Annotated in this window: 25 protein-coding genes; 14 read left to right on the plus strand and 11 right to left on the minus strand. The window is 65.5% G+C overall.

All coding sequences use genetic code 11. The features are described 5' to 3' along the window. Positions 1-78: 78 nt before the first annotated feature. The 5 genes from AB0N24_RS14050 to AB0N24_RS14070 all read right to left on the minus strand — a co-directional run bounded on the left by AB0N24_RS14050 (position 79) and on the right by AB0N24_RS14070 (position 4,449). Complete coding sequence (locus tag AB0N24_RS14050; protein WP_364125200.1) at positions 79-456, minus strand: molybdenum cofactor biosynthesis protein MoaE; 378 nt, start codon at positions 454-456, stop codon at positions 79-81. Between the two features lie 65 nt (positions 457-521). Beyond that, positions 522-1,409: a formate dehydrogenase accessory sulfurtransferase FdhD gene (gene fdhD, locus AB0N24_RS14055; protein WP_364125203.1), complete on the minus strand. Its 888-nt coding sequence runs from the start codon at positions 1,407-1,409 to the stop codon at positions 522-524. Continuing rightward, the gene (locus AB0N24_RS14060) at positions 1,406-2,650 is read right to left on the minus strand and encodes a molybdopterin molybdotransferase MoeA (protein WP_364125672.1); all 1,245 of its coding nucleotides are present in this window, start codon (positions 2,648-2,650) and stop codon (positions 1,406-1,408) included. Before AB0N24_RS14060 ends, fdhD begins: the two co-directional genes overlap by 4 nt. A gap of 294 nt (positions 2,651-2,944) precedes the next feature. Continuing rightward, a complete protein-coding gene (gene folE, locus AB0N24_RS14065) occupies positions 2,945-3,565 on the minus strand; it encodes a GTP cyclohydrolase I FolE (protein WP_364125206.1) in 621 nt (206 codons plus the stop codon). Positions 3,566-3,576: 11 nt separating this feature from the next. Beyond that, positions 3,577-4,449, minus strand: a complete 873-nt coding sequence (locus tag AB0N24_RS14070) for a methylenetetrahydrofolate reductase (RefSeq protein WP_364125209.1) — start codon at positions 4,447-4,449, stop codon at positions 3,577-3,579. A gap of 181 nt (positions 4,450-4,630) precedes the next feature. Here AB0N24_RS14070 and AB0N24_RS14075 point away from each other — a divergent pair, with 181 nt between their 5' ends. Then, positions 4,631-5,326, plus strand: a complete 696-nt coding sequence (locus AB0N24_RS14075) for a GntR family transcriptional regulator (protein WP_364125212.1) — start codon at positions 4,631-4,633, stop codon at positions 5,324-5,326. A gap of 156 nt (positions 5,327-5,482) precedes the next feature. Next, positions 5,483-6,166 carry a GntR family transcriptional regulator gene (locus AB0N24_RS14080; RefSeq protein ID WP_364125215.1) on the plus strand — a complete coding sequence of 228 codons (684 nt, stop codon included), beginning with the start codon at positions 5,483-5,485 and terminating at the stop codon, positions 6,164-6,166. 32 nt (positions 6,167-6,198) lie between these two features. On the opposite strand, the gene AB0N24_RS14085 is transcribed toward AB0N24_RS14080, so the two are convergent. The 3 genes from AB0N24_RS14085 to AB0N24_RS14095 all read right to left on the minus strand — a co-directional run bounded on the left by AB0N24_RS14085 (position 6,199) and on the right by AB0N24_RS14095 (position 8,990). After that, positions 6,199-7,002: an IclR family transcriptional regulator gene (locus AB0N24_RS14085; protein WP_364125217.1), complete on the minus strand. Its 804-nt coding sequence runs from the start codon at positions 7,000-7,002 to the stop codon at positions 6,199-6,201. A gap of 36 nt (positions 7,003-7,038) precedes the next feature. After that, entirely contained in the window at positions 7,039-7,572 is a 534-nt protein-coding gene (locus AB0N24_RS14090) for a GNAT family N-acetyltransferase (protein WP_364125675.1), read from the minus strand. 89 nt (positions 7,573-7,661) lie between these two features. Then, complete coding sequence (locus AB0N24_RS14095; protein WP_364125678.1) at positions 7,662-8,990, minus strand: LuxR C-terminal-related transcriptional regulator; 1,329 nt, start codon at positions 8,988-8,990, stop codon at positions 7,662-7,664. 186 nt (positions 8,991-9,176) lie between these two features. On the opposite strand from AB0N24_RS14095, the gene hxlB reads away from it, so the two are divergent. The 3 genes from hxlB to AB0N24_RS14110 all read left to right on the plus strand — a co-directional run bounded on the left by hxlB (position 9,177) and on the right by AB0N24_RS14110 (position 11,669). Further along, on the plus strand, positions 9,177-9,779 hold the full coding sequence (hxlB, locus tag AB0N24_RS14100) for a 6-phospho-3-hexuloisomerase (RefSeq protein ID WP_364125219.1): 603 nt from the start codon (positions 9,177-9,179) through the stop codon (positions 9,777-9,779). Between the two features lie 63 nt (positions 9,780-9,842). Continuing rightward, positions 9,843-10,466 carry a 3-hexulose-6-phosphate synthase gene (gene hxlA / locus AB0N24_RS14105; protein ID WP_364125222.1) on the plus strand — a complete coding sequence of 208 codons (624 nt, stop codon included), beginning with the start codon at positions 9,843-9,845 and terminating at the stop codon, positions 10,464-10,466. A gap of 639 nt (positions 10,467-11,105) precedes the next feature. Then, positions 11,106-11,669, plus strand: a complete 564-nt coding sequence (locus tag AB0N24_RS14110) for a hypothetical protein (RefSeq protein ID WP_364125225.1) — start codon at positions 11,106-11,108, stop codon at positions 11,667-11,669. A 121-nt stretch (positions 11,670-11,790) separates the two neighbouring features. Here the strand turns inward: AB0N24_RS14110 and AB0N24_RS14115 are convergent, their stop codons facing one another. Next, complete coding sequence (locus AB0N24_RS14115; protein WP_364125228.1) at positions 11,791-12,462, minus strand: GntR family transcriptional regulator; 672 nt, start codon at positions 12,460-12,462, stop codon at positions 11,791-11,793. A gap of 141 nt (positions 12,463-12,603) precedes the next feature. Here AB0N24_RS14115 and glyA point away from each other — a divergent pair, with 141 nt between their 5' ends. The 7 genes from glyA to purU are packed head-to-tail and all read left to right on the plus strand — an operon-like array spanning position 12,604 to position 21,478. After that, positions 12,604-13,944 carry a serine hydroxymethyltransferase gene (gene glyA / locus AB0N24_RS14120; protein ID WP_364125230.1) on the plus strand — a complete coding sequence of 447 codons (1,341 nt, stop codon included), beginning with the start codon at positions 12,604-12,606 and terminating at the stop codon, positions 13,942-13,944. Next, positions 13,941-15,161 (plus strand): sarcosine oxidase subunit beta family protein, encoded by a 1,221-nt coding sequence (locus tag AB0N24_RS14125; protein WP_364125233.1) that lies wholly within the window; start codon positions 13,941-13,943, stop codon positions 15,159-15,161. Before glyA ends, AB0N24_RS14125 begins: the two co-directional genes overlap by 4 nt. A 27-nt stretch (positions 15,162-15,188) precedes the next feature. Then, positions 15,189-15,614, plus strand: coding sequence for a sarcosine oxidase subunit delta (locus AB0N24_RS14130; RefSeq protein ID WP_364125235.1), 426 nt, complete (start codon positions 15,189-15,191; stop codon positions 15,612-15,614). Next, the gene (locus tag AB0N24_RS14135) at positions 15,611-18,577 is read left to right on the plus strand and encodes a sarcosine oxidase subunit alpha family protein (protein ID WP_364125237.1); all 2,967 of its coding nucleotides are present in this window, start codon (positions 15,611-15,613) and stop codon (positions 18,575-18,577) included. Before AB0N24_RS14130 ends, AB0N24_RS14135 begins: the two co-directional genes overlap by 4 nt. Then, positions 18,570-19,205 carry a sarcosine oxidase subunit gamma family protein gene (locus AB0N24_RS14140; RefSeq protein WP_364125240.1) on the plus strand — a complete coding sequence of 212 codons (636 nt, stop codon included), beginning with the start codon at positions 18,570-18,572 and terminating at the stop codon, positions 19,203-19,205. The genes AB0N24_RS14135 and AB0N24_RS14140 overlap by 8 nt, the downstream gene beginning before the upstream one ends. After that, complete coding sequence (locus tag AB0N24_RS14145) at positions 19,205-20,578, plus strand: L-serine ammonia-lyase (protein WP_364125243.1); 1,374 nt, start codon at positions 19,205-19,207, stop codon at positions 20,576-20,578. Before AB0N24_RS14140 ends, AB0N24_RS14145 begins: the two co-directional genes overlap by 1 nt. Positions 20,579-20,581: 3 nt before the next feature. After that, the gene (gene purU, locus AB0N24_RS14150) at positions 20,582-21,478 is read left to right on the plus strand and encodes a formyltetrahydrofolate deformylase (RefSeq protein ID WP_364125246.1); all 897 of its coding nucleotides are present in this window, start codon (positions 20,582-20,584) and stop codon (positions 21,476-21,478) included. A gap of 49 nt (positions 21,479-21,527) precedes the next feature. On the opposite strand, the gene AB0N24_RS14155 is transcribed toward purU, so the two are convergent. Further along, positions 21,528-23,276: a PucR family transcriptional regulator gene (locus AB0N24_RS14155; RefSeq protein WP_364125249.1), complete on the minus strand. Its 1,749-nt coding sequence runs from the start codon at positions 23,274-23,276 to the stop codon at positions 21,528-21,530. A gap of 111 nt (positions 23,277-23,387) precedes the next feature. Here AB0N24_RS14155 and AB0N24_RS14160 point away from each other — a divergent pair, with 111 nt between their 5' ends. Both AB0N24_RS14160 and AB0N24_RS14165 read left to right on the plus strand, forming a co-directional pair. Further along, on the plus strand, positions 23,388-24,932 hold the full coding sequence (locus AB0N24_RS14160) for a cytosine permease (protein ID WP_364125252.1): 1,545 nt from the start codon (positions 23,388-23,390) through the stop codon (positions 24,930-24,932). Positions 24,933-24,945: 13 nt separating this feature from the next. Continuing rightward, positions 24,946-25,911 (plus strand): polysaccharide deacetylase, encoded by a 966-nt coding sequence (locus AB0N24_RS14165; RefSeq protein ID WP_364125255.1) that lies wholly within the window; start codon positions 24,946-24,948, stop codon positions 25,909-25,911. A 111-nt stretch (positions 25,912-26,022) separates the two neighbouring features. Here the strand turns inward: AB0N24_RS14165 and bcp are convergent, their stop codons facing one another. Continuing rightward, complete coding sequence (gene bcp / locus AB0N24_RS14170; protein WP_364125257.1) at positions 26,023-26,502, minus strand: thioredoxin-dependent thiol peroxidase; 480 nt, start codon at positions 26,500-26,502, stop codon at positions 26,023-26,025. Positions 26,503-26,564 lie beyond the last annotated feature (62 nt).

Below are 26,564 nucleotides of genomic sequence, written 5' to 3' on the forward strand. Positions count from 1 at the left end.
AGCACCGGACTGCGTGGTGGACACAGCGGGCGCAGAGATGTTCTGAGTCATCTTTCTCCTTTTGGTTGGGTTTCTTGCTTAGTTTCGTTCGGCGGAAGGCCAGGATGTAGTCTGCCGGGAATGGGGGGGGGCCGACACTGCGCACACGAGGGCTGGATCGCCAATCTGCAGCATCCCGACGCGATGAGCGGCCCAGATGCGGACGGGCTGGCCGCCCGCTGCAGTTTGTTCGGCCACAAGTTCGGCCGCAACCTCGGTCATTCGCTGGCTGGCTGTCGGGTGGGCACTGTAACCCAGCCGGTCAACTGCCCTGCCTCCGTCGTGGTTGCGGACAATGCCGCTGAAGCTGACAACCGCGCCCGCTCCGGCGCTTTCAACGGCGGCAATCGCATCGTCGATGGAGATCGGGTCCTGGCTGAGGACAGCGCGGAGCACTTCGAAATCAGTTGCAGCCATGGCTTCCTTTCGGTGTTCAGACATGTGTGCAGCAGCCGGTGGTGATTCAAGGTCGTCGGTCAGGATCAGGCTGTGGCATTGACGTTCGCTCTTTGACCGAGTGGTTCCAGCCGGTCACCGCCCACATATACATTTAGGCTGCTTCCCCGGCTAAAACCCACCAGGGTAATGCCGGTCTCCGCAGCGAGATCTGCCGCCAGGCTTGAGGGTGCACTCACCGCAGCAAGCACCGGAATTCCTGCCAGGGCAGCCTTTTGGACAAGTTCGAACGAGGCCCTCCCTGAGACCTGAAGGACGGTCCCCCTCAGGGGCAGAAGCCCTTCCCGCAGCGCCCACCCGACTACCTTGTCGACGGCGTTGTGGCGTCCCACGTCCTCACGAAGGCAGAGGAGCTCGGCACCGCCCCCGCTGTTGATTCTGAAAAGTCCTGCTGCGTGAACGCCGCCGGTCTTGTCGAAGAGGGCCTGAGCTTCGCGCAGCTGTGCGGGCAGCCGCGCCAGAATGTCGACCGGTATGCGCAGATGGTCCTGTTTGATGTCGAAGGTGACTGTCTTGCGGACGGCTTCGATGGAATCGCTGCCGCAGATCCCGCATGAGCTGGACGTGTAGATGTGCCGACCGGTATCGGGGAGCTGCAGGCCCTCGCGGAACCGGGCCTCGATGACGTTGAACGTCTGCTTGCCTTCTTGGTCCTCACCGGCACAAAACCTCAGGGACACGATGTCCGACTGATTCCTGATGATGCCTTCAGAGACGAGAAAGCCGGCAACGAGGTCAAAGTCATCTCCAGGGGTTCTCATCGTGACGGCAAAGGAGAGATTGCCGAGCCGAATTTCCAGCGGTTCCTCCGCCGCCAGGATGTCCTCCCTGAGCCGCACGGGGTATTGAAGGGCCGCGGGCGAGCCGTCCAGGAGGTACTTCTGGACTTTCCGCCGCTGTGTCATGCGTGTCATGGTGCTGCTCCGATCGATCGATCCACGGGGAGCGATTGCAATTCCGGCCGCCACGGAAGAGTAAACGAGGAAACCGGTTCCCCCGGTTGGACGCCGCGCGATGGAACCACCATGACACCATCGGCTGCGGCCAGGCCGCGCATCATCCCGGGCCTGGTGTGCTGGACCGGTAGCGCCATGCCGTCGAGGATGCGAAACGGCATAAGGCGTGTCGGTGCCGTGTGGGCATCGATCGCAGTCCCGCAGGGTACCCGGTTGATTTCGTCAAGGGGCCGGTGGCCCAGCGCGGCCAGGAGCGGACTACCGATGGTGAAGAGGGCCATCAGGGCCGCCAGCGGGTTTCCCGGCAGCCCGACGACGAAGCGCCCGTTGGGCAGCTTGGCCAAGACAGCGGGGTGGCCAGGCCGCATGGCGATGCCGTCAATAAGGAGCTGTCCACCGAGTGCGGCAATGGCACGTCGGAAGTGATCCGAAGCGGAACGACCAGTCCCGCCGGTCGTAACGACTACATCGGCCCCTTGCCTGGATTCGATTCCGGAGGCTTCCAGCGCTGCCAGCCACTCCTCAAAGGAGTCTCCAACGCGATGCTGGGCCCCTGGGATGCCCCCGAGCAGGCGAATGACGGCCCCAAGCTGCGGTCCGAAGGTGTCCCTGACCTGTCCCGGGAGCGGAATGCCCGAGGACACCACCTCGGAGCCCGTGAGCAGCATCTCAACATGTGGGTTGCCCAGAACTTCGAGCTGGTCAAAACCGGCCACCGCGGCAAGAGCTATGTGGGCAGGGTTCAAGGCGGTGCCTGCTGCAATCAGCGTCTCACCAGCTGCCGCTTCCGAGCCCGACCTCCGGATGTGCTGACCTATGCGGGGTTCACCGGCCGGTGCGTCCGCGCGCAGAACCAGGAGGGGCTGCCCGTGCGGACCGGTTGTCAGCTGTCCGCTCTCCAGCCGCAGCACGGCCTGCGCGCCCGGCGGTATGACACCGCCTGTGACGATTGGGGCGGCACTGCCGGGATCGAGGTGCTGCCCTGGTTCCGCGACTGCCCACGGGCCACCGGCGTTAACCGCCCAGCCGTCCATTGCCGAGGAGGCGTAGTGGGGAAGGCTCTGAAGGGCTGTGACGTCAACGGCTAGCACCCGCCCTATCGCGTCGCTAAGCGGAATTGGCCCTGGGCTGATCGGCGTGGCGCAGTCAAAAGCCAGACGACGCGCGTCCGACCATGCCAGCGGCTGATCAATGATCAGGCCGTTGGGCTTGCCCGGTCGCGCATCGACAGTCGAAAGGACTTGAACTGCCACAGCTGGCTCCCTCGTTGATGAAGTGGGGATGATTGGATCGAGAAGCTGTTGAACCGAATGGTGCTGCTACCTGATCCGGGTTACGCCGTTTCTGGGCAGTGCCGTGTGTTTGCTCGTTTCCCGAAAGCGGTGTTCCGGCGTTTACCTCCCCAGGTATCAGGCCCCCGGAACACCGTTCACGGGAAACGAAACTTACATTCTTAGCGAGGGAGCATAATTCGTATGACGTCCCGGGCTTCATCAACGCCCCCGGATCAAGCTCAGGGCCTCGGCCCGGGCCGCGGGAAGCCGTAGCTGTCCGCGGACTGCGGAGGTAATCGTCTTAGCTCCTGGCTTCCTGACGCCCCTCATGGACATGCACAAGTGTTCGCATTCGATAACAACGATCGCCCCCTGCGGCTGGAGTGCCGCTACAAGGGCGTCGACCACCTGGGTTGTCAGTCGTTCCTGCACCTGCGGCCTCCGGGCAAACGTGTCCACCAATCTGGCCAGTTTGCTAAGTCCCGTCACCAGCCCCTCCGGCGACGGAATGTAACCGACGTGTGCAACTCCGTGGAACGGTACGAGGTGGTGTTCGCAGGTGGAGTAGAAGGGGATGTCTTTGACAAGCACCAACTCCTCATGGCCGAGATCGAAGGTCTTGTCGAGTACCTCCGCGGGGTCCTTGTGGAGCCCGCCGTACATTTCTACTGCGGCGCGGGCCACGCGTGCCGGGGTTTCAGCCAGACCGGGCCTGTCAGGGTCCTCGCCGACTGCGAGGAGGAACTCCCGGATGGCGCGCTCGACGCGTGGGAGGTCAACTCCGTGCCGCGGCAGGTTTACCGTCTCGTCGAAATTGTCGCAAGGTACTTTTGAGGCCACGGGTTCTTCTTTCACGTCTTGGCCGGGTGGTAAAGGTTGGCTTCGCGCTGGACGCGGGGAGCGGGCGGATCCATGGGCGGAAACCCGTTGAGAATTCCCGGGAGTCGCTCCAGGTCGTTGAAGGAATAGATGTGGAATCCGGCGAACATGGGGTTGTGGGCCAGCTTCGTTTGCATGTCGCGCATCAACCGGTTGCTGTCAAAATTCAAAAAATCGCCGCGTCCCCACAGCGCCTTGGCCATCCCAGTGCCGCGGGCCAGTTTAAGTGAACGTCCGACTCCGAGCCGTGCTCCCATGGCGAGTAGCTTCTTCGTGCTGACCGGGCCAGGAACTCCGATCCACACAGGCAAGCGGACTCCCTCACGACTCAGCATATCGAGGTACCGGGCCACCGCCTCGGCCGAAAAGCACATCTGGGTAACCATGGAATCCGCCAGGGTCCACTTCTTCTCCAGGCCACTTCGGAGCTGGAATGGTGTGAGGCGTGGGTGCCCCTCCGGATAGCCTGCTATGCCTATGGCGAAGTCGGAGGAGAACATCCTGACGTCGCTGATGAGGTCCCCGCTCCAGGAGTACGGTCCCGCGGGGCCCCGCCTGTCGCCCGCCACCAGGAACAACTCTGAGATTCCCGCTCCTGCCAGCGTTTCCAGGTACGTGTACAGTTCAGCCCGGCTAGCGATGCTTCGGGCTGCAAGGTGAGGGACCACGTTGTAGCCCAGGCCTGCAAGTTCAACAGAGGCCTCGACGGTCCTCGACGGTCCATGGTGGGGTAGGCAAGTTACACTGACAGGGTTCGGCGCCGGGTAGACGCGGGAGAGCGATTCAAGGAGGTTGGCGGATGGAACGACCTCCACCCGTAACTGCTCAGCAGATTCCGTGCTCATGGTTTTCGCTCCTTCGCATGCTCGGTTCGCCGTCCCGCCGGCTTCGGCTGTATCCCACCGCCCAATCTGGAGCGCCAGCCTTGACATTCTTGTTCTGAAGTATTGATATATCAGTTGTAGGAATATTATGGTCGCGGGGGCCCGCAGTCAAGGCTCGGTCGCAGATTGGAAGGAAGCCAAGATGAACAGCAGCGGAGACCTGCCGGTGGAGGTAGGTGAACTGGACGCGCCGGTGAAGCAGGAGGACGAGTCCTATGCGGACTACGCCTACCGCGTCCTGTGCGACGAGTTGATTGTCCTGGACATCAAACCTGGCGAGCCGTTGAATGATGACGTTATCTCTCGTCGTTTGGGCGTCGGCAGGACTCCTATACGTGAGGCCATGAAGCGACTGGAAAGCGACCACCTTGTGGTGGCATACCCTCGCCGGGGAACCTTTGCCGCTGGTGTGGATATTACCGATCTCGCTGAGATATCGGAGATTCGCCAACTGTTGGAGCCTGCCGCATCAGCTCGGGCCGCCCGCATGGCGTCTCCGCGGACGCGGCAGGAGCTGAGGGAATTTGCGCGGGAAGTCGAGATCCTGCTCGACGGCCGGCGGGGACAGCGGGACCTCATGCGGCTGGACATGAAAGTCCACCGGAGCATCTACCGCGCGACTGGCAGCCGGCATCTCGAGGATGTCCTGATCCGCTACGACAACCTGGCAACGCGCATCTGGAGCCTGGTGCTGGAAAAGCTTCCTCCGGTCTCGGAGCACATTGCTCAGCACATTGGCCTGCTTGAATGCATCGCAGACGGCGACGCCGATGCGGCCGCCCGGCTAACTACCAAACACGTTACAGATTTTGAGAATTTGATTCGCGGGGTTCTGTGACCGCGCGGCCTTTGTGGTCAGCGCTCACGTCACCAGGGGCACACCCCTCTAGGTATATTCATATTGCGATTACTGATATATTAGATTTGGCCTAACGTATACTCGTGTAAAGACCAGGTCAATAGTCGGAATTGGCCGAATACGAAGGGCGTTGCGGTGGCATTCGAAGCTTTGGCCGCGGCGGAAGCCGCCGGCCCACGGTCCTTGGCTGACATTGCCTACGAGCGCATCCGCGACAGGTTGCTGACCCTCGACATCAAACCGGGCGACCTGCTGAACGATGAATCACTGGCCAAGGAACTAGGCGTGGGGCGGACCCCCGTGCGGGAAGCACTCAAGCGCCTGGAACTTGACCGGCTCGTTGTAACCTACCCGAGGCGGGGAACCTTCGCGTCACGCGTTGAGGTGACGGACCTGGCCTTCATTTCGGAGATTCGGGCTCAGCTGGAGCCGCTCGCTGCTTCACGGGCCGCCAGGGTGGCGACGCCGGCAGCTAGGGAGCATCTCCGGCTCATTGCGCGTGCAGTGGAGTCCTTCGATGTTGAGCGTGCAACTGTCGTAGAGACATTGGGGCTGGACGCGCGCGTGCACCGGGGCATCTATGCGGCGGCGGCGAACCCGCATCTGGAAGACGTGTTGATCCGCTATGACAACCTGGCTACACGCATCTGGTGCATGGTTTTGGATCGCCTGCCTGACCTTTCGCGCCACGTGCATGAGCATCTCGACCTGCTTGAAGCGGTGATTGAAGGGAACGAGGCCAGGGCGGCTGAACTCGCCCGCATGCACGTGGACGGCTTTGAGAAGGCCGTGCGGACGGCCCTGTTCGCCGCATACTAGAACCACGCAGCGCTTGCGAGCGGTGCCAGCCGCTACCTGTAGCCCATCCTGGCGCTAATCTGCAGGCCCGCCTGTTTCAGTGCTTCCAGGAGTCCCGGCGCCGTCTCCGGATCAAAACGAAAGGACGGCCCGGAAATGCTGACCGCGCCGATCACCGCGCCCAAGTGGTTGTACACCGGCACGGCCATGGATGTCAGTCCGATCTCAAACTCTTCCCGGGTCACCGCGTAGCCGTCGCGGGCGACGTCGAGAAGCTGGGCTTCGAGCTTGCTCCGGCTGGTGATGGTCCGGGGGGTTCGGGCCGGAAGCCCGGTCTCCTTCAACACGCGGATCCGTTCATCCGTGGTCAGCGCTGCCAGCAAGACTTTCCCGCTCGAGGTCGCGTGGAGTGGCGTCAGACTGCCCACCCAGTCATACATGGCAAGGGTTGAGGGTCCCATGGCCTGGTCCAGGTTGACGGCGTAGTTGGACCGTAACACGGCCAGGTTCACCGTTTCCTTGAACTCGTCCGCGAGGCTTTCCAGGATCGAACGGGCCTCGCGCACCAGGCTGAGCCGCCCAGGGATGGCGTCCGCCAGCCGGAGGACGCCGAACCCCAGCCGGTATTTACCCCGTTCGCTGTTCTGTTGGACCATTTCTCTGGTCACCAGCGCACCCATCAATCGGGAGACCGTGGACTTGTGGATACCCATCTCCTCGGCGATATCGCTCACGCCTGCGTGGCCGTCCCGCGCCAGAATTTCCAGGACCAGAAGGGCCCGGTCAACAGACTGGACACCGCCGTGGTGACCTGCCTCCGCGTCCATGTCGGGTTCGGGGTCATTGTTTGAAGCCATGGTCCATGCCCTCCATAGGTTTTCTGTGACGTTGAGTTAAGCGGCCTGACGCAAGTCCAGGCGCATCAGCACGCGGTGGAAGCCATTGATGACTGAGTCGGTATCGGCGGCCTTGGTGAAGCCCGCCCGTTCGAAGAGGGCGCGTGTTCCGACGTAGGCCATGGTCAGGTCCACCTTTTTGCCCTGGTTATCGACGGGGTAACCCTCGATGGCCGGCGCGCCGTAGCTGCGCGCGAAGTCGACCGCACCCTGCAGCAGGTGATGGGAGATTCCCTCACCGCGATGCCCTGGCCGCACCCGGATGCACCACACCGACCACACATCGAGGTTATCGACGTGGGGAATCCTGCGGTTGCGGGCAAAGCTGGTGTCGGCGCGCGGGTGCACGCCCGCCCAGCCCACCACCGCGTCGCCGTCGTATGCAAGCACTCCGGGCGGCGGATCCTGTTTCAGGAGCTGTTTGACGAGGTCCCCGCGGTCAGTGCCGCGCAATTCCACGTTCTGCTTGGAGGGGATGCGGTAGCTCAGGCACCAGCACACGCTCGCATCAGGCCGTTGTGGTCCAACCATCGTTTTGACGTCCTCGAACCGCCCGGCCGGGCGAATTTCAATCCCATGTGGTGGAGTCTTCTTGTTCACGGTGCAGTTCCCGGTCTGTGCTAACGCAGCCCGTTGCTGTGTGCCATCGCAATCGCTTCCGTGCGGGAGGAGGCGCCCACCTTCCGGTAGATGTTGCGGAGGTGGAACTTCACGGTGTTTTCGGTGATGTGGAGTTTCGTCGCAATGGCCCGGTTCCGGTGGCCGGCGGCCAGCAGCTGCAGCACCTCGAGCTCCCTGTCCCCGAGCTTCCAGCCCGTGACGTCGGGGAGCTGGTGGGCCGGCGGGTCGAGGGGGAGTGAGACGGCGACGTCGGCACCCCAGCCGGGCATCACATCCACCGACATGCTGCCGTCCAGGGCTTCGACGCGCTGGGCAAGGCGGGCCATGTTTGGTGCCGCCACGGAAAGTTCGCCGGGCCCGTCGTCGCGGACGTTGACCAGGAGGTTCTCGCCGTCGCAATCCCACTGTGTGCGGATCCGGCGGACGCCGGACTGGTCCACCATGGCAAGCACCAGCCCGCGGACAATCGCCCGGGCCGCGTGGGCCACTTCGCCGGGCAGCGCACGGCCATTGACGGGAGGTTCGATGAACTGGACGTCGATCCCGCTGTAGTTCATGAGCGGTTTCAGGTCCTCGCGGAGGCGCTGGAACGCTGTGGCCACCTGTTCTTCCACGAGCTCCGTGGTGCGGTCGCTGAGTGTGCGCAGCCCCACCAGTGCCTTGGCGGCGACGTCGGTGGCGGACTTCCGCGCCGCGTCGTCGCCCAGAGCAGGCGACCGCAACGCGGCGAGCAGGGTTTCCAGCGTGGTGGAGTGGCGGTCTACCAGTTCGGCGGTCACCCTGACGCGCTCTGCCGAGGCCGCGCGGGATTCAATGAGGTACGACGGCGGCGCATCGGCCACCTTCTCCCGGATCCGCTCGGCTGCCAGCGTCCACAGGTATCGGAGCATCCGGCCCGCCGCCGCGTGATGGGCGGGATCCGGCAGGGGCCGCGGATCGGCGAGGACCAGCAGTGCATTGCTCGGTGAGGACAGGGCAAGGACCGGGTGCGGCTCGCCGCCAAGCACCGCTTCGCCCTGCCAGCCCCCGCCTTGCCAGCTTGTGACCTGCCAGGAGCCCGTGCCGGCATCCTCGCCGGAATCAGCACCGCGCAGCGACGCCCGGATGTGGTCCAGTTCGGCGATGGACACACGGCTGATGATCGACTCGTCGCCCGCCTTCTTCTGCGGGCGGCCCGTGCAGTCCTCGGTAAAGATGACCATGGCGCTGCTGCCCACGTAGGGGAGGGTGGCCTCCCGCAGCCGCTGGGCGGTGGTGGCCAGCGGAGCCGTGGACAGGGCGACGATGGCCTCGAGTAACGGCTGAGCCTCGCCCACAAGCCTGGCCAGGTCGGCCCGGGGCAGGGAATGGACGTCGGGTGCATCGGTAAGGGTTGCCACCTGCCCAGTGTACGACATATGGAGAATTCAGCTATCCCTTCGGGTAGTAAAGACCGTTCGATCATGCCGTTGGACCCACCCAACAGGCAGGCGAGGATGAATGGGTAACAACTTTCCCGAAGGAGGTACCCGCCCATGAGCGTCATCGCAGAAGCCGATCCGGCAGCACTGGCCGACACATCCAGGGCCTTTAGCCGCAACCGGATCCTTGTCCGGGACGAAGTCAGCGAAGTGTTCCAGCGCGTCGACCCGGCGCAGGTCGCAGCCCTGGTGACCGAGCTCAGGCTGGCTGACAGGGTCTTCGTGACCGGCGCCGGACGTAGCGGCCTTGTCCTGAAAATGGCAGCCATGCGGCTCATGCACCTGGGCCTGACCGTGCACGTCGTCGGTGAGACGACAGCGCCCGCCATCCGTCCCGGCGACCTGCTGCTCGCGGCTTCCGGGTCCGGCACCACCGCCGGTGTCGTCAAGGCGGCGGAAACCGCGGCCGGCCAGGGCGCGCGGGTGGCTGCCTACACCACCAGCTCCGGGTCCCCGCTCGCGGCAGTTGCTGCCGCCGTCGTACTCATCCCGGCCGCCCAAAAGACGGACCACGGCTCGGCCTTGTCCCGGCAGTATTCGGGCAGCCTCTTCGAGCAGGTGCTGTTCGCCACCACCGAAGCCGTGTTCCAGAGCCTCTGGGACGAGGACGCGGCGGCCGCGGAGGAACTCTGGCAGCGCCACGCGAACCTCGAATAAGACCAACACCGACCCACCCTGATCCCACCCAAACCCCGCTCCTAACCTGAAAAGAGAACACACGTGAAACTGCAAGTCGCCATGGACGTCCTGACCGTCGAAGCCGCCCTCGAACTGGCCGGCAAGGTGGCCGAGTACGTGGACATCATCGAACTCGGCACGCCGCTGGTGAAGAACGCCGGACTGTCCGCCGTGACCGCCATCAAGACCGCCCACCCCGACAAGATTGTGTTCGCAGACATGAAGACCATGGACGCCGGCGAACTGGAAGCCGAAATTGCTTTCACCGCCGGCGCGGACCTGGTGTCCGTCCTTGGCAGCGCCGACGATTCCACCATCGCCGGGGCGGTCAAGGCAGCGAAGGCCCACAACAAGGGCATCGTCGTTGACCTTATCGGCGTCGCGGACAAGGTGACCCGGGCCAAGGAAGCCCGCGCACTCGGTGCCAAGTTCATCGAGTTCCACGCTGGCCTGGACGAACAGGCCAAGCCGGGCTACAACCTGGACGTCCTGCTCAGCGCCGGCGAGGAAGCCCGCGTTCCGTTCTCGGTCGCGGGCGGAGTGAACATCTCCACCATCAACGCCGTGCAGCGCGCCGGTGCGGACGTCGCCGTCGTCGGAGGTTCCATCTACAGCGCCGCCGACCCCGCACTTGCCGCCAAGGAGCTGCGGGCCGCGATCATCTGATCCCGACCGGTCGATCAGCGGGACCCCCGGGGCTTGCCCCCGGGGGATCGCACGACGGCGATCCGCACCTTTTGGTGCGGGCCGCCGTTTTGTGTTGCGCCCGGCCAGCTGGCCGGTCCGGGGTCTGGTGCGGTGCAAATGTCCGTGGCGGAGCAAGTGTCCGGCGCGGAGTCGGGTGATTTTCAGCGCCGGATTCGAGTAGTGCGGGCAGTTCCGCCCGGACCGCGGCCATGCCACACTTGGTGGACTATCGATTGACTGGGGGGATCCACGTCAGGAGATTGTCATGGGAATTAGGATCCACCCCCGCACTTCGTGCTCCCGGTTGGTGGTGAGCAACTCATGATGATCGGCTGGGCGTACCTCATGGCGGCAATCATGACCGTGGACTCACTCCTCCTGGGATTGCTGCTGCTGAACATGAGGTGGCCAAAGAGCTGGAAGAGAAACGGCTGAGTCCGTATTCGTTCTCAGACGCCCCCGACGTGTGACCTGACGTCCCAGGCGGCATTCACAGCGTGCCGACAGGATCCGAACAGCAGCGCCACACCTTGGCGCCGCATCTTTGAGTGAGGGACGGTGCAAACCGGCCGTTCCTCCCAAAGAGCCGTTTCACGCGGCGGATCGAGGAGACATCAAATGTCACGCATGAAGAGAATCACGCTTGGCCTTTCGGCCGGGGCATTGGCGCTGGGCGCCGGACTGGGAGTCACCGGGATGGCATCGGCGGCCGAAACGCCAAGCCCCAGTGCCAGCGCATCGGCCGAGGGCACCGCGCCGGCAGGTGGCTCAGCCACAGAGGGCGGAATGCGGGGCGGCCACAAGGGCGTCGACCGCGGTCAGCTGGCAGCGGACCTTGCCAACAAACTTGGCGTGGAGGAGGCCAAGGTGACCGAAGCCCTCCAGGCGTTCCGGGATGCCAACAAGCCGGCCGAAGGGACCAAGCCAGCTGAGGGCACCAAGCCGGACCGCTCCGCGCAGGACGCGGCACTGGCCAAGTCCCTGGCCGCGTCGCTCGGCGTCGAGGAATCCAAGGTCACCGCAGCACTGGAGGAAATCCGCGCCGCCGGCCAGGCCGAACGCGCGGCCGCCCTCAAGACCAGGCTCGACCAGGCTGTCACCGACGGCAAGCTGACCCAGGCAGAGGCGGACGCCGTCACCAAAGCCGTGGAAGCCGGGGTGATCGGGGGAGGCGGCCGCTAAACCCGCTAATCCGCAACGCTCTCTCACTACCGGGTGGCTCAACCGGGACGCTCTCTCATACGTGAGAGAGCGTTTCGGTTTTTGGCGCCAAAAGTGAGAGAGCGTCCGGGGTTAGGGCGGCCTAGAGGACCTTCCGGATGCTTTCCTCGAAGCTCGTGACGTGGTGCAGGGCCAGCTCGCCCGCCTTGTCTGCGTCACCCTCGGCGACGGCCTTGAGGAGCTCAACGTGTTCGGTGATGTGACCGCTCACGGATGGCAACTTATCCAGGACCAGGCACCAGATGCGTGTCGCCAGATTGTCGTAGCGGATCAGGGTCTCTTCGAGGTGGGGGTTGGCCGCGGCCCGGTAGATCAACCGGTGCACGGTCAGGTCGTAGCGCATGAGGTCGCGGGACTCTGCCGGGCTAGGATCCAGCTCCGCGATAGTCTTGGCGACCTCGATCAGTTCCCGGCGCATCGAGGGGGTGGCCCGCGTGGCAGCCCGCCGCGCCGCCCGCGGTTCGAGTAACTCCCGGATTTCGGAGACGTCGGCCAGTTCCGTGAAGTCGACATTGGTGGCAAAGGTTCCCCGGCGCGGGTAGGAAACCACCAAGTGGTCCACCTCCAGCCGCTTTATGGCCTCGCGTACGGGCGTCCGGCCAAAGCCGAGTTCGGCGGCCAACTGCCCGTCATTGATAGGCTCGCCCGGCCGGATCTCGAGCATGATCAGCTTGTCGCGCAACTGCAGGTAGGCGGCCTCTGCCTGGGACAGCCCTTCGTCCCCGGCAGGAGGCAAGGCGTGAAGTGCGCTCATGGATCCGCTCCGTTCCTTGTTCCAAGCGGGAGTCCAGCTTCAGTTTGCTACCGGCTCTTGACTCTCTTGTGATCTCAACCATACCATTGGTCGTACACTGATATATCAAACACCGAACGATGGTATTTCAAAGGAGCATCCGTGGTTGAGCAGTTGAACGAACGTCTTTCCGTACTCGATCCCGAGGTCGAACAGGCTATTGCCCGGGAATTGGGCCGCCAGCAGTCCACCCTGGAGATGATTGCCTCCGAGAACTTCGCCCCGTCGGCGGTCATGGAGGCGCAGGGCTCGGTCCTGACGAACAAGTACGCCGAAGGCTACCCGGGCAAGCGATACTACGGCGGCTGCGAGCACGTTGACGTGATCGAGCAGCTCGCCATCGACCGGGTCAAGGCCCTGTTCGGCGCCGAATTCGCCAATGTTCAGCCGCATTCCGGCGCCCAGGCCAACGCCGCCGCTATGTTCGCCCTGCTGAACCCGGGCGACACCATCATGGGCCTCAGCCTGGCCCACGGCGGCCACCTCACCCACGGCATGAAGATCAACTTCTCCGGCAAGCTCTACAACGTGGTCCCGTACCACGTCCGCGAGTCCGACCTCCGCGTGGACATGGCCGAAGTCGAGGCCCTGGCCCTGGAACACCGGCCCAAGCTGATCGTGGCCGGCTGGTCCGCCTACTCCCGCCAGCTCGACTTCGCCGAATTCCGCAGGATCGCAGACCTCGTGGGCGCCTACCTGATGGTGGACATGGCACACTTCGCCGGGCTCGTCGCTGCCGGACTGCACCCCAACCCGGTGCCGTACGCCGACGTCGTCACCACTACCACGCACAAAACCCTTGGCGGCCCGCGCGGCGGCGTCATCCTCGCCAAGGAGGAGTACGCCCGCAAGATCAACAGCGCCGTATTCCCCGGCCAGCAGGGCGGCCCGCTGGAGCACGTCATCGCCGCCAAAGCAGTGGCCTTCAAACTCGCCGGCACCCCCGAATTCAAGGAACGCCAGGAGCGCGTACTCCAGGGATCCAAGCTGCTGGCCGAACGGCTCCTCCGCGACGACGTCGCCGCGGCTGGCATCTCCGTGGTCAATGGCGGCACCGACGTCCACCTGGTCCTCGTGGACCTGCGCAACTCCGAACTGGACGGACAGCAGGCCGAAGACACTCTCCACCGGATCGGCATCACCGTCAACCGCAATGCCGTCCCGTTCGACCCCCGCCCGCCGATGGTCTCCTCCGGCCTCCGCATCGGCACCCCGGCTCTCGCCACCCGCGGCTTCGGCCAAACCGAATTCACCGAGGTCGCGGACATCATCGCAACCGCGCTTATCGGCGCTGCCGGCACGGGAACCCTGGCGGAGGACACCGCCGTCGGACTCCGCGCACGGGTCACGGCCCTTGCCGAGCAGTTCCCGCTTTACCCGCATCTTTCCGGCGAAGCCGAGATTTCCACGTTTGAAACAGAAATGATTGGAGCAGCCCAGTGAGCACGCATCAGCTCCCGGAGCACCCGGATTTCCTCTGGCGCAACCCGGAGCCGAAGTCTTCCTATGACGCCGTGATTGTGGGCGGTGGCGGGCATGGCCTGGCCACGGCGTACTTCCTGGCGAAGAACCACGGGATGACGAACATCGCCGTGCTGGAAAAGGGCTGGCTGGCTGGCGGGAACATGGCCCGGAACACCACCATCATCCGTTCCAACTATCTCTGGGACGAGAGCGCAGCCATTTATGAGCACGCCCTGAAGCTGTGGGAGATCCTGCCGGAGGAGCTCGAGTACGACTTCCTGTTCAGCCAGCGCGGTGTCATGAACCTGGCCCACACCCTCGGTGATGTCCGTGAAAGCATCCGGCGGGTGGGAGCGAACAAGCTCAACGGCGTGGACGCTGAATGGCTGGAACCGGACCAGGTCAAGGAACTGTGCCCCATCCTGAACATCAGCGACAACATCCGCTACCCGGTCATGGGTGCCACCTACCAGCCGCGGGCGGGCATCGCCAAGCATGACCATGTGGCCTGGGCCTTCGCCCGGAAGTGCGATGAGCTGGGCGTGGACATCATCCAGAACTGCGAGGTCACCGGCTTCCTCAAGGACGGGAACCGCGTGGTCGGTGTCAAGACCAACCAGGGCACTATCCACACCGAAAAGGTGGGCCTGTGCGCCGCCGGGCACAGCTCGGTCCTGGCCGAAATGGCCGGCTTCAGGCTGCCCATCCAGTCCCACCCGCTCCAGGCGCTGGTCTCCGAGCTGCACGAGCCGGTCCACCCCACGGTGGTGATGTCCAACCACGTCCACGTCTACGTCTCCCAGGCGCACAAGGGTGAGCTGGTCATGGGCGCCGGCGTGGACTCCTATAACGGTTACGGCCAGCGCGGTTCGTTCCACGTGATAGAGCACCAGATGGCGGCCGCCGTCGAACTCTTCCCGATTTTCGCCCGGGCCCATGTGCTCCGGACCTGGGGCGGGATCGTGGACACCACGCTGGATGCCTCCCCGATCGTGGGTACCACGCCGGTGGAGAACATGTTCGTGAACTGCGGCTGGGGGACCGGCGGCTTCAAGGGCACCCCGGCGGCCGGGCTGACGTTCGCACACACGATCGCCACGGGCACCCCGCACAAGCTGAACAAGCCGTTTGCGCTGGAACGCTTCGAAACCGGAGCCCTGATCGATGAACACGGCGCAGCCGCCGTCGCCCACTAGCCGCCGTCCATTAGAAAGAAGACGCACATGCTGCTTATCTCATGCCCCAACTGCGGCTCGCGCGACGAGACCGAGTTCCACTACGGCGGCCAGGCCCACGTGCCCTACCCGGAAAACCCGAACGAGCTGAACGACCGCGAATGGGCCGAGTTCCTGTTCTACCGGGACAACACCAAGGGAACGTTCGCTGAGCGCTGGCTGCACAGCACCGGCTGCCGCCAGTGGTTCAACATGCTCCGCGACACCGTCACCTATGACATCCAGGCCGTCTACCCGATGGGCGCGCCCCGGCCTGACGTGAGGGTCCCGGCAGCCCCGGAATCCGGCACGGCCAGCCTCGCGGCTGACAGCACCACCACCGGCACCTCTGCCCCGGACATCACGGGCACCAGCATCACCGCAACCAGCACGACCGAGTCCGGCACCACCGCCCCGGAAGGAGCAACCAAGTGACTTCCCAGAACGCCCGCCTCGCCGCCGGCGGACGCATCGACCGCAGCATTTCCTGGCGTTTCACCGTGGACGGCGAGGAATTCACCGGACACCCCGGGGACACGATCGCCTCGGCCCTGCTCGCCAACGGCCGGGTTGCCGTCGGCAATTCGCTCTACGAGGACCGGCCCCGGGGCATCATGGCCGCCGGCGTGGAGGAATCCAACGCGCTGGTCAAGATCTTCCCGCGCTTCCCGGGCGACGTCGCCGAGTCCATGCTTCCCGCCACCACCGTCACCCTGGTGGACGGCCTGAAGGCTGAGCTGCTCAACGGCCTGGGCAAGCTGGACCCGGAGGAGGACCGCGCCGAATACGACAAGAAGTACGTCCACACTGACGTCCTGGTGATCGGCGGCGGCCCGGCCGGCCTTGCCGCGGCCCGCGAGGCCGTCCGCACGGGCGCCCGGGTGATGCTCATGGACGACCAGCCCGAACTGGGCGGCACGCTCCTGTCCGGATCCACGGCCCCCGGCCTGGCCGAGACCATCGAGGGCAAGCCGGCCCTGGAATGGGTGGCGGACGTCGAAGCCGAGCTGGTATCCGGGGCCGAGTGCACCGTCCTGAACCGGACCTCCGCCTTCGGCGCGTATGACGCTAACTACGTCATCGCGGTCCAGAACCGCACCGACCACCTGTCCAGCCCGGCGGCCCCCGGTGTGTCCCGGCAGCGTATTTGGCACGTCCGCGCCAAGCAGGTTGTCCTGGCTCCGGGCGCCCACGAACGCCCGCTGGTCTTCGAGAACAACGACCGCCCGGGCATTATGCTCGCCTCGGCCGTCCGCAGCTACCTCAACCGCTACGCCGTCGCAGCGGGGCAGCGGGTGGTCATCAGCACCACCAACGACAGCGCCTACGCCCTGGCCGCGGACCTCCGCGCCGCCGGCATCAAGGTCGCCGCCGTCGTGGACGCCCGCCCGAGGCTGACCGAGGTGGCAGCCGCCGCCGTCGAAGCCGGGACCCGGGTGCTGATCGGCAGTGCCGTGGCCAACACCTCCGCTGCAGCGGACTCCGGCGCGTCCGGAACAAACACCGGCCGGGTCGCGAGCGTCACCGTCCGCAGTATCAACGACGACGGCGAACTGACCTCCGGCATCGAAGAGATCGCCTGCGACCTGCTGGCGGTCTCCGGCGGCTGGAGCCCGCTGGTGCACCTGCACTCCCAGCGGCAGGGCAAGCTGCGCTGGGACGAGGACCTGGCGGCCTTTGTGCCGAGCACCGTGGTCCCGAACCAGCAGACCATCGGCTCCGGCCGCGGCAGCTTCGAACTGGCAGATGTCCTGGCAGAGGGCATCTCCGCCGGAGCCTCGGCAGCCATCGCCGCCGGCTTCAGTTCCGCCGTCGAACCCTCCGTACCGGCCGGGCCGAAGGCCTCCGGCCCGACCCGCCAGCTGTGGCTGGTCCCCGGCGAGCAGGGTACGCCGGATGACTGGCACCACCATTTCGTGGACTTCCAGCGGGACCAGTCCGTGGCCGACGTCCTCCGCTCCACCGGCGCGGGCATGCGGTCCGTGGAGCACATCAAGCGCTACACCTCCATCAGCACCGCCAACGATCAGGGCAAAACCTCCGGCGTGAACGCGATCGGTGTCATCGCCGCGGCCCTCCGCACAGCCGGCGAAGCCTCGCGGGGCATTGGCGATATCGGCACCACCACCTACCGGGCGCCGTTCACCCCGGTGGCGTTCGCGGCACTCGCCGGACGCCAGCGCGGCGAACTGTTCGACCCCGCCCGCGTCACCTCGATCCACCCGTGGCACGTGGCACAGGGTGCCCTGTTCGAGGACGTCGGGCAGTGGAAGCGCCCCTGGTACTACCCGCAGGACGGGGAGGACATGGACACCGCCGTGCTGCGCGAGTGCGGCGCCGTCCGCGAGTCCGTGGGCTTCATGGACGCCACCACGCTCGGCAAGATCGAAATCCGTGGCAAGGACGCCGGTGAGTTCCTCAACCGGATCTACACCAACGCGTTCAAGAAGCTCGCCCCGGGTTCCGCCCGCTACGGCGTGATGTGCACGGCGGACGGCATGATCTTCGACGACGGTGTGACCCTCCGCCTGGACGAGGACCGGTTCTTTATGACCACCACCACCGGCGGCGCCGCGAAGGTGCTGGACTGGCTGGAGGAATGGCTGCAGACCGAGTGGCCGGAACTGGACGTGCACTGCACCTCGGTGACCGAACAGTGGTCCACCATTGCCGTCGTCGGGCCCAAATCCCGTGCGGTGATCGCCAAACTGGCACCGGAACTCGCCGCCGGCGGCGGGCTGGAAACCGAAGCGTTCCCGTTCATGACCTTCCGCGAAACCACCCTCGCCTCCGGTGTGCAGGCGCGGATCTGCCGGATCTCGTTCTCCGGTGAACTGGCCTACGAGATCAACGTGCCGTCCTGGTACGGGCTGAACACCTGGGAAGCCGTGGCCGCCGCCGGGGCCGAATTCAACATCACCCCCTACGGCACCGAAACCATGCACGTGCTCCGGGCCGAAAAGGGTTACCCGATCGTTGGCCAGGACACCGACGGCACCGTCACCCCGCAGGACGCGGGCATGGAATGGGTGGTCTCCAAGGCCAAGGACTTCATCGGCAAGCGCTCCTACGCCCGGGCCGACGCCCGTCGCGAGGACCGCAAGCACCTGGTCAGTGTCCTTCCCGTGGACGGAACACTGCGGCTGCCGGAAGGCACCCAGCTCGTGGAAAAGGGCATCACCACCAACCCCGCCTACGGACCGGTTCCCATGGAGGGCTTCGTGACCTCGAGCTACCACAGCGCCGCGCTGGGCAGGTCGTTCGCCCTGGCCCTGATCAAGAACGGCCGCAACCGCATCGGCGAGACCCTCGTGGCCGCCGCCGGCGACCAGCTGGTTGACGTTGTCGTCGCCGAAACCGTACTTTTTGACCCCGAAGGGACCCGCAAAGATGGTTAACACTGCAGCACTCACAGGCGTCAATGGACTCCAGGAGATCCGCCGCAGCCCGGCCTCGCACCTGGCCGCAGCGCTGGAGGCCGGCTCCGTTCCGGGAAAGGTCGTCCTCAGGGAAGGCCCGTTCCAGACCATGGCCGGGGTCCGCGTCGACCCCAGGTCCGAGGAAGGGACCCGGATCGCCTCCGTCACCGGCGGCCTGCCGGTCCGCTGTGGCGAGGTGGCCGGCACCGAGCGTGTCAGCGTTCTCTGGCTGGGACCGTCCGAGTTCCTGGTGGTGGCGCCGGAGGAAGCCCATGACTCCCTGGGAGGAGACCTGATCGGCTCGCTCACGGCCGCCCTGGGCGACGCTCCCGGCCAGGTGGTGGACCTCTCCGCCAACCGCACCACGTTCGAACTTTCCGGACCGCGGGCCCGGGCAGTGCTGGAGAAGGGCTGCGCCCTGGACCTGCACCCGCGCAGCTTCACGCCGGGGACGGCCCTGACCACGGAAGTGGGAAACATCCCGGTCACCCTCCTGAAGACCGGGGAGGAAAGTTACCGGCTGTTCCCCCGGGCCTCGTTCGCGGACTTCCTGGGCCGCTGGCTCCTGGATGGCATGAGGGAGTTCGCTTCCCCTGAGGTGCCCTAATGGCCCTCAGCGCCTTGGACCTGTTCTCCGTTGGCATCGGGCCGTCCTCATCACACACGGTCGGCCCGATGCGGGCAGCAAAACTGTTCGCGGACGGGCTCAAAGGTGATGGCCACCTGAGTGCCACGGTCCGGGTCCAGGCAGAACTGTTCGGATCGCTCGGTGCCACCGGCCGCGGCCACGGCTCCGACAAGGCCGTGGTCCTGGGCCTCCAGGGCCTGGACCCGGAAACCGTGGACACCACCACGGCCGACGACCAGGTGGCCGCGGCAGCCCTCGACGCCGAACTCCGGATCGGCGGCCACCACCGGGTGGACTTCAACTGGGACGAGGACGTGGTGCTGCACCGCCGCAAATCCCTCCCCGCCCACCCCAACGGCATGACCTTCCGGGCACTGGACCACACCGGCGCCGTCCTCAGCGAACGGAGCTTCTATTCAATAGGGGGCGGCTTCGTTGTAGACGGCGATGCCGACGCCGGCGACCGGGTGGTGGCCGACGCCACCGTCCTGCCCTACCCGTTCACCACCGCCGACGAACTCCTGGCCATCTGCAGCCGCGAAGGCATGTCCATCTCAGACGTGATGCTCGCGAACGAACTGGTATGGCGCAGCGAAGCGGAACTCCGCGAAAAGCTGATGGCGCTCTGGGCCGTCATGCGCGAATGTGTGGACAACGGCTGCGCCGCGGAAGGAATCCTTCCCGGCGGGCTGAACGTCAGGCGCCGGGCGCCGTCGTTATTCCGCACCCTGACCGCGGACACCGGCGTCACCGATCCGCTCCGGGCCATGGAATGGGTGAACCTCTTCGCCCTTGCGGTCAACGAGGAAAACGCCGCCGGCGGCCGCATCGTCACCGCCCCCACCAACGGCGCAGCCGGCATCGTCCCCGCTGTCATGCACTACTACATCAAATTTGTTCCCGGAGCCGACGACGACGGTGTGGTCCGCTTCCTGCTGGCGGCGGCCGCCGTCGGGATTCTCTTCAAGATCAACGCCTCCATTTCCGGTGCGGAAGTGGGCTGCCAGGGTGAAGTGGGGTCGGCCTGCTCCATGGCGGCCGCCGGGCTGTGCGAGGTCATGGGCGGCACCCCCGAACAGGTGGAAAACGCCGCCGAAGTGGGCATTGAACACAACCTTGGGCTGACCTGCGATCCCGTGGGCGGCCTGGTGCAGATTCCCTGCATCGAACGGAACGCGATCGCCAGCGTGAAGGCCATCAACGCCGCGCGGCTGGCGCTGCACGGCGACGGCAGCCACAAGGTGTCGCTGGATAAAGCCATCAAAACCATGCGTGAGACAGGAGCGGACATGAAAACCAAGTACAAGGAGACCTCCCGCGGGGGCCTCGCCGTGAATGTGATCGAGTGCTGAGCCATGACTGCCATCGAGACTGAAACCTCTCTCCCAGACCCGGCCACCACCGTGGAGCACGTCCTGACGCTCGACTGCCGGGAGTCGCCGGGCATTGTCCACGCCGTCTCCGGCTTCCTGCTGGAACACGGCTGCGACATCATCGACAACCAGCAGTTCGGCGAACGCTCCGAAGGGCACTTCTTTATGCGGGTGCACTTCGCGTCCGACGGCGATGCCTCCACCGCGGACACCCTGCGGGCCGCTTTTGCCCCAGTAGCTGACCGCTTCGGGATGAGGTGGCGGCTGGAGCCGCAGGGTTCCAAGCGCCGGGTGCTGATCATGGTGTCCAAGTTCGGGCACTGCCTCAACGACCTGCTGTTCCGCGCCAGGATCGGCGAACTGCCCGTTGATGTGGTGGCCGTGGTCTCCAACCACACGGACCACCAGGCGCTCGTGGAGTGGCACGGCATCCCGTTCTTCCACGTGCCCGTCACCGCCGCCACCAAGCCCGCGGCGGAGGGCCGGCTGCTGGATCTCATCGACGAGTTCGACGTCGAGCTCGTGGTGCTGGCCCGCTATATGCAGGTCCTCAGCGACGGACTCACGCGCAAGCTGGACGGCAAGGCGATCAACATCCACCACTCGTTCCTGCCCAGTTTCAAGGGTGCCAAGCCGTACCACCAGGCCTACGCCCGCGGCGTGAAGACCGTGGGCGCCACCGCGCACTACGTCAACGGCGAGCTCGACGAGGGCCCGATCATCTCGCAGCAGACGGTGGAAGTGGACCACACCTACGGACCGGAGGACCTCGTCGCGGCTGGCCGCGACACGGAGTGCAAAGCGCTCAGCAACGCCGTGCGCTGGCACTGCGAGGGCCGGGTAATCCTCCACGGCAGCAGGACCGTGGTGCTCCGCTAACCTACCGGGACGCTCGCTCACTTCCTGTCGCCTCATCCGGGACGCTCTCTCACTTCCTTGCGGAAAGTGAGAGAGCGTCCCTGGTTTTGGTGCGGAAAGTGAGAGAGCGTCCTGAAGGCGGGCCTACAGCACGGAGCTGCGGGCTGGGCTCCAGCGCGGCCAGCCGGGTGGCCAGGTGCAGCGCAGCGAGCCGGCCAGTTCCCCGCGGGTCGCCGCCGCACAGCTCGAAAATCCGTTGCAGGCGGTGGTGCATCGACTGCCGTTCCACGTGGAGTTCCCGGGCGGCCTGCGCTGTATTGCAGCCGGAGTCGAGCCAGGTTGCCAGCGTTGCCAGGAGCTGGGAGTTCCGCCGCGCGTCGTGCTCCAGCACGGGCCCCAACTGCTGGCGGACGAAATCCTGCCGCACGCCCTGGTCCAGATGCTGCGCCACCAGGCGCTCCACGGCGAGGTGTTCGACGTCGAGCACCACACCTTCGGTTTCCGACAGCGGCCGGGCCACCGCCCGAAGCGAACCCTTCACGGCAAGATCCAAGGCGCACTTCGCCTCGGACAGCGACCACGGCGCGTTTTCGATCCCCGACGCCAGGGGACCCACCGCCGTCATGGTCCCGGCCTCAACCGGCAACTCCCGCAACGCTGTCACGAGCTCGGCGCGTGCGGCCACCGCCCCGTCAAAGGGAAGGGCGGCAAGCGCAAGGAGCTCCGCGTTGTCCACGTAGCTGGCACTCTGCTGGGCTGAGCGCTTCAGGATCTTGTCCATGGCCGCCCGCAGCTGCTGCGAGGTGGACGTCCTGACGACGACGGCGACGACTGTGGCAGAGGGCGGGATCCCGACAGCCGGAGACAGCTGTTGAAGCCGCCAGGGCTGGCTGCCGGAGCTGACAGCACGCAGGAGCGCGGTCCCGGCCACCTCTTTAAGCCCGGGTGGCATCCGTTGAAGCAGCGCCAGCGAAAGGATGTCAATGCAGCGCCCGCCGGCGACACGCGCCAGGTTGACGTCGCCATGGGCCGGAACATTGATGACCAGCCGGGCGGAGGGAACGCCGCGGACCGGAACGTCGATGCTGATCACAGTGCCGTCCGCGCCAGGCCCGGCTGCCAGGCCAGTGCTTTCCGACGTCCCGGAGCTGGCTGCCCCGGAACCGCCTGCCCCGGAACCGCCTGCCCCGGAGCCGCCTGCCGGAGTGGAGCCGTCCGCCGGCTGCGTGCCCGCTCCGTCAGGGCCCGGGGTATCCGGTCCCGCGCTGCCGAGGGTCACGCCGGACACCGACGAGAGCTCCAGCGTCGCGTCAATGAGCCCGGCCAGTACTGCCAGGATCTGATCGAGGCTGCTCCCGTGGGCCAGTTCAACGGCCATGGCATGGCTGGCTTCGTCTGCGCGGCGCAGGTGCGCCACCGATTCGCTGACCAGCATCGAATTGATGGCCTGCATGATGCCCACGAAGGGCACCACCTTGCGCAATTCAATGAGGGGGAGCCCGGCGCTTTCCGCCGCCTGGACCATCGACAGTGGAATCGAGGCCAGGGTCTGTCCCGTTTCCACCGCCAGGGCGCCGACCCCCCGGGCCGCCAGCTGCCGGACGTACTCCACCCGGCGGCCGTCCGATGCCGAAGCCAACGCGTCGCCGCCGGTCAGAAGCAGCTCGCCGCCGCTTAGCAATGGGGCGATATCCAAAACCTCACTGGAGTGGACCCACCGCAATTGCGTATTGGCCACTGCGGAAGCGCCTGCGCGAATCACGGGATCAGCGGCGGTGAGGGTGGCATGTTTCAGGATTTCACTGAGGTGTAGTGGCATTACGCTCCGTCATGCAAAAGGTCGTTTTCCTGTACATATCGTATCTTGTTGAGTGTGGCCTGCAGCACATAACCTTGCGGTATCCCCCTTTTCTCCCTATGGAGGCCCCACATGCAACACAACTCCACTGCAGTCCCGGCCGGCCCGGTGCCCGTCGCCGGCGAAGACGTTGAAGCCTGGCTTCAGCCCATCCCCGAATCACAGCGGACCCGGAAGGTCTCCGGTCAGTTCTGGATCTGGGCGGGAGCCAACCTTGCGCCCATCAACTGGGTGCTCGGTGCTTTGGGCATCCACCTCGGTCTCGGCTTCGCTGACACGGTTATCGTTCTGGTTTTGGGGAACCTGATCGGCATGCTCCTGTTCGGCTGCTTCGTCCTGCTCGGCCAGAAGACCGGGGCCACCGGCATGGTGCTGGCCCGCGCGGCGTTCGGCAGGCGCGGAAACTATTTGCCGGCTGCCATCCAGGCGCTGCTGGTGATCGGCTGGTGCGCGGTGAACACCTGGATCATCCTGGACCTGGTGATGGCACTGTTCGGAACCCTCGGCTGGGTTGACCCCACGGCCCGGAACTACGTCTGGAAGATCGGCGTCGCCACGACCATCATGGCTGCGCAGGTGGCCATCGCCTGGTTCGGGTACAAGGCCATCGCGGCATTTGAGAAGTGGACCGTGCCGCCCACCATCATCATCCTCGCGGTGATGTCCGCCGTCGCCTGGTTCGGCATGAAGATCAACTGGACCTACGCCGGACCGGCCGGCAACATCCTCGAAGGCTCGGAGCGGATCGCCGCGATGAGCGCCGTCATGACGGCCATTGGCATCGGCTGGGGGATCACCTGGTTCACCTACGCCGCCGACTACTCCCGCTTCGTCAGCACCGAAGTGCCGAAGCGAAGGGTCTACCTGGCCTCGGTCCTAGGTCAGTTCATCCCCGTTGTCTGGCTCGGAATCCTGGGCGCCAGCCTCGCCACCAACAGCGGCGAGATCGATCCCGGAAAACTCATCGTTCAGAACTTTGGAGTCCTCGCACTTCCGGTGCTGCTGATGGTCCTGCACGGACCCATCGCCACCAACATCCTGAACATCTACACCTTCTCCGTCGCGACGCAGGCCCTCGACATCACCATCAGCCGCCGCAAGCTGAACCTGTTCGTCGGCGTGTTCTCGCTGGCCGCCGTCGTCTTCCTTCATCTTCCAGGAGGACTTCGCCGCCGTGCTGGACGCCTGGCTCATCGGACTCGTCGCATGGGTGGCGGCCTGGGCGGTGTGATGCTGGTGCATTACTTCTGGATCGAGAAGCGCTGGCCCGGCGACCCCTCACGGCTGTTCGACGGCGTGGGCACCAAGCGCCTCCCCGGCGTCAACTGGGCCGGCATCGTATCCCTCCTGGTCGGCATCTTCGCCACCTGGCTGTTTATGTACGGGCTGGTCCCGGCAATGCAGGGCCCCATCGCCGTGGCCCTGGGCGGCTGGGACCTGTCCTGGCTCGCCGGCGGACTCAGCAGCGCCGCCAGCTACGGGGTCCTGGGACCCCGGTTTCACCGCAAGTTTCTGGTCGGCGCAGAACCGCCGCCGGCCGCGGTAACCGTCCCGGAGTCGCCCGAGTCAGATGTCCCGGACCCGGCAGCCCGCCCGACAACCGCCGTCTCGCTCTAGAAGGAATCGGACCATGGATTTCCCCGCCTTCCCGGACTCCGCCCATCCCATCACTTGGCCCGAAGGGTACAGGGCGGCCGCATCCTTCACCTTCGACGTGGACGCGGAGTCATGCACCATCGCCCACGACCCCACCAGCACGCGCCGGATGTCCCTCATGACCCACCAGTCCTACGGACCCAAGGTTGCGGTACCGCGGCTGCTGCAGATCCTGCAGCGCCAGGATATCCAGGCCACCTTCTTCATCCCCGGTTTCACCGCCGAAAGCTACCCCGACGTGGTGCGCCGGATCGTGGACGCAGGCCACGAGATCGCCCACCACGGCTACCTGCACGAACCCATGCAGGGCATCGACGCAGCCACCGAGGCGCGGTACATCGACCGGGGGCTGGAAGCACTGGCCAAGGTCGCGGGCGTGCGGCCGGTCGGCTACCGCGCTCCCTGGTGGGAGCTGAACTGGCACTCGCCGGCCCTGCTGGCGGATAGGGGCTTCCTCTACGACTCCAGCCTGCTCGACGGCGATGCGCCGTACCGCTTCAGCGTCGCCGAGGGCGACTCCAGGGACCTGGTCGAAATCCCGGTCGACTGGGCGCTCGACGACTGGGAGCAGTATGCCTTCTACCCCGGGGTGACCGGCAGCGGAGTCATCGAAAGCCCCGCCAAGGTCCTCGAAATGTGGACCCTGGAAGCCGAGGCGCACCACGCGGCCGGAACCTGCTTCGTACTGACGAACCATCCGTTCATCTCCGGCCGGCCGTCCAAAGCGGTGGCCCTCGAACAGCTGATCAGCCGGGTCAAGTCCATGGACGGGATGTGGGTCACCACAATGGCCAAAATCGCCGGGCATACGCGGGACACCGTCACTGAGGTCCACAGCCACGCGCGCATTGAGGTTCCCGGTTTCCCCGACGCCGGCGCCCGCTTCACGCCGGCGCAGGTCCGTCACTCCGCAGCGGCATCCGACCGGGCCCGCATCTGATCTGGCCGACGGCAGCCGGAACCCTCTCTCACTAACTACAGGAAAAACCGGAACCCTCTCTCAAGGGTGAGAGAGGGTTCCGGTTTTTGTTGCGAAAAGTGAGAGAGCGTCCTAGACGCCCAGGGCTTCCTTCAGCGCTGCGACGTGGCCCTGTGCCTTGACCTGGTACTGGGTCAGCTTCACTTTGCCTTCAGGATCGAGCACGACGGTGGAGCGGACGATGCCCTCGGTGACTTCGCCGTCCCGCAGCTTTTCGCCCCAGGCGCCGTAGGCCAGCGCCACGGAGTGGTCCTCGTCGGCCAGGAGCGGGAAGGTCAGCGCGAAGTCGCCGGTGAAGTGGGCCAGCTTTTCGGGGGCGTCGGGGGAGACGCCCAAGACCTCGTAACCGGAGCCCTGCAGGGATGCGAGGCTGTCGCGGAAGTCGCAGGCCTCGGTGGTGCAGCCGGGGGTGGCCGCTTCCGGGTAGAAGTACACAATGACGTTCTTGCCGCGGTAATCGGCCAAGGATGTCGGCTTGCCTTCAGCGTCAGGCAGGGTGAAGTCGGGTGCCTGGGTTCCGGGCTGGAGCTTGGTGGTCAGGTTGGGGCTCATGATGGTCCTTCTGGAGTCTGATTACTGACAAAAGCGATTGGTACTCAGTCGGTTCTACTGGA

The organism is Arthrobacter sp. NPDC093128, from assembly GCF_040683875.1.
In the GTDB taxonomy this organism is placed as follows: domain Bacteria; phylum Actinomycetota; class Actinomycetes; order Actinomycetales; family Micrococcaceae; genus Arthrobacter.

What these genes read in the sequence shown, in the direction of transcription:
- AB0N24_RS14050 (WP_364125200.1), bottom strand. Translation starts at nt 456, where the DNA reads ATGGCTGCAACTGATTTCGAAGTGCTCCGCGCTGTCCTCAGCCAGGAC.
- fdhD (WP_364125203.1), bottom strand. Translation starts at nt 1,409, where the DNA reads ATGACACGCATGACACAGCGGCGGAAAGTCCAGAAGTACCTCCTGGAC.
- AB0N24_RS14070 (WP_364125209.1), bottom strand. Translation starts at nt 4,449, where the DNA reads ATGAGCACGGAATCTGCTGAGCAGTTACGGGTGGAGGTCGTTCCATCC.
- AB0N24_RS14075 (WP_364125212.1), top strand. Translation starts at nt 4,631, where the DNA reads ATGAACAGCAGCGGAGACCTGCCGGTGGAGGTAGGTGAACTGGACGCG.
- AB0N24_RS14085 (WP_364125217.1), bottom strand. Translation starts at nt 7,002, where the DNA reads ATGGCTTCAAACAATGACCCCGAACCCGACATGGACGCGGAGGCAGGT.
- AB0N24_RS14090 (WP_364125675.1), bottom strand. Translation starts at nt 7,572, where the DNA reads ATGGTTGGACCACAACGGCCTGATGCGAGCGTGTGCTGGTGCCTGAGC.
- hxlB (WP_364125219.1), top strand. Translation starts at nt 9,177, where the DNA reads ATGAGCGTCATCGCAGAAGCCGATCCGGCAGCACTGGCCGACACATCC.
- AB0N24_RS14110 (WP_364125225.1), top strand. Translation starts at nt 11,106, where the DNA reads ATGTCACGCATGAAGAGAATCACGCTTGGCCTTTCGGCCGGGGCATTG.
- AB0N24_RS14115 (WP_364125228.1), bottom strand. Translation starts at nt 12,462, where the DNA reads ATGAGCGCACTTCACGCCTTGCCTCCTGCCGGGGACGAAGGGCTGTCC.
- AB0N24_RS14130 (WP_364125235.1), top strand. Translation starts at nt 15,189, where the DNA reads ATGCTGCTTATCTCATGCCCCAACTGCGGCTCGCGCGACGAGACCGAG.
- AB0N24_RS14140 (WP_364125240.1), top strand. Translation starts at nt 18,570, where the DNA reads ATGGTTAACACTGCAGCACTCACAGGCGTCAATGGACTCCAGGAGATC.
- AB0N24_RS14145 (WP_364125243.1), top strand. Translation starts at nt 19,205, where the DNA reads ATGGCCCTCAGCGCCTTGGACCTGTTCTCCGTTGGCATCGGGCCGTCC.
- purU (WP_364125246.1), top strand. Translation starts at nt 20,582, where the DNA reads ATGACTGCCATCGAGACTGAAACCTCTCTCCCAGACCCGGCCACCACC.
- AB0N24_RS14155 (WP_364125249.1), bottom strand. Translation starts at nt 23,276, where the DNA reads ATGCCACTACACCTCAGTGAAATCCTGAAACATGCCACCCTCACCGCC.
- AB0N24_RS14160 (WP_364125252.1), top strand. Translation starts at nt 23,388, where the DNA reads ATGCAACACAACTCCACTGCAGTCCCGGCCGGCCCGGTGCCCGTCGCC.
- AB0N24_RS14165 (WP_364125255.1), top strand. Translation starts at nt 24,946, where the DNA reads ATGGATTTCCCCGCCTTCCCGGACTCCGCCCATCCCATCACTTGGCCC.
- bcp (WP_364125257.1), bottom strand. Translation starts at nt 26,502, where the DNA reads ATGAGCCCCAACCTGACCACCAAGCTCCAGCCCGGAACCCAGGCACCC.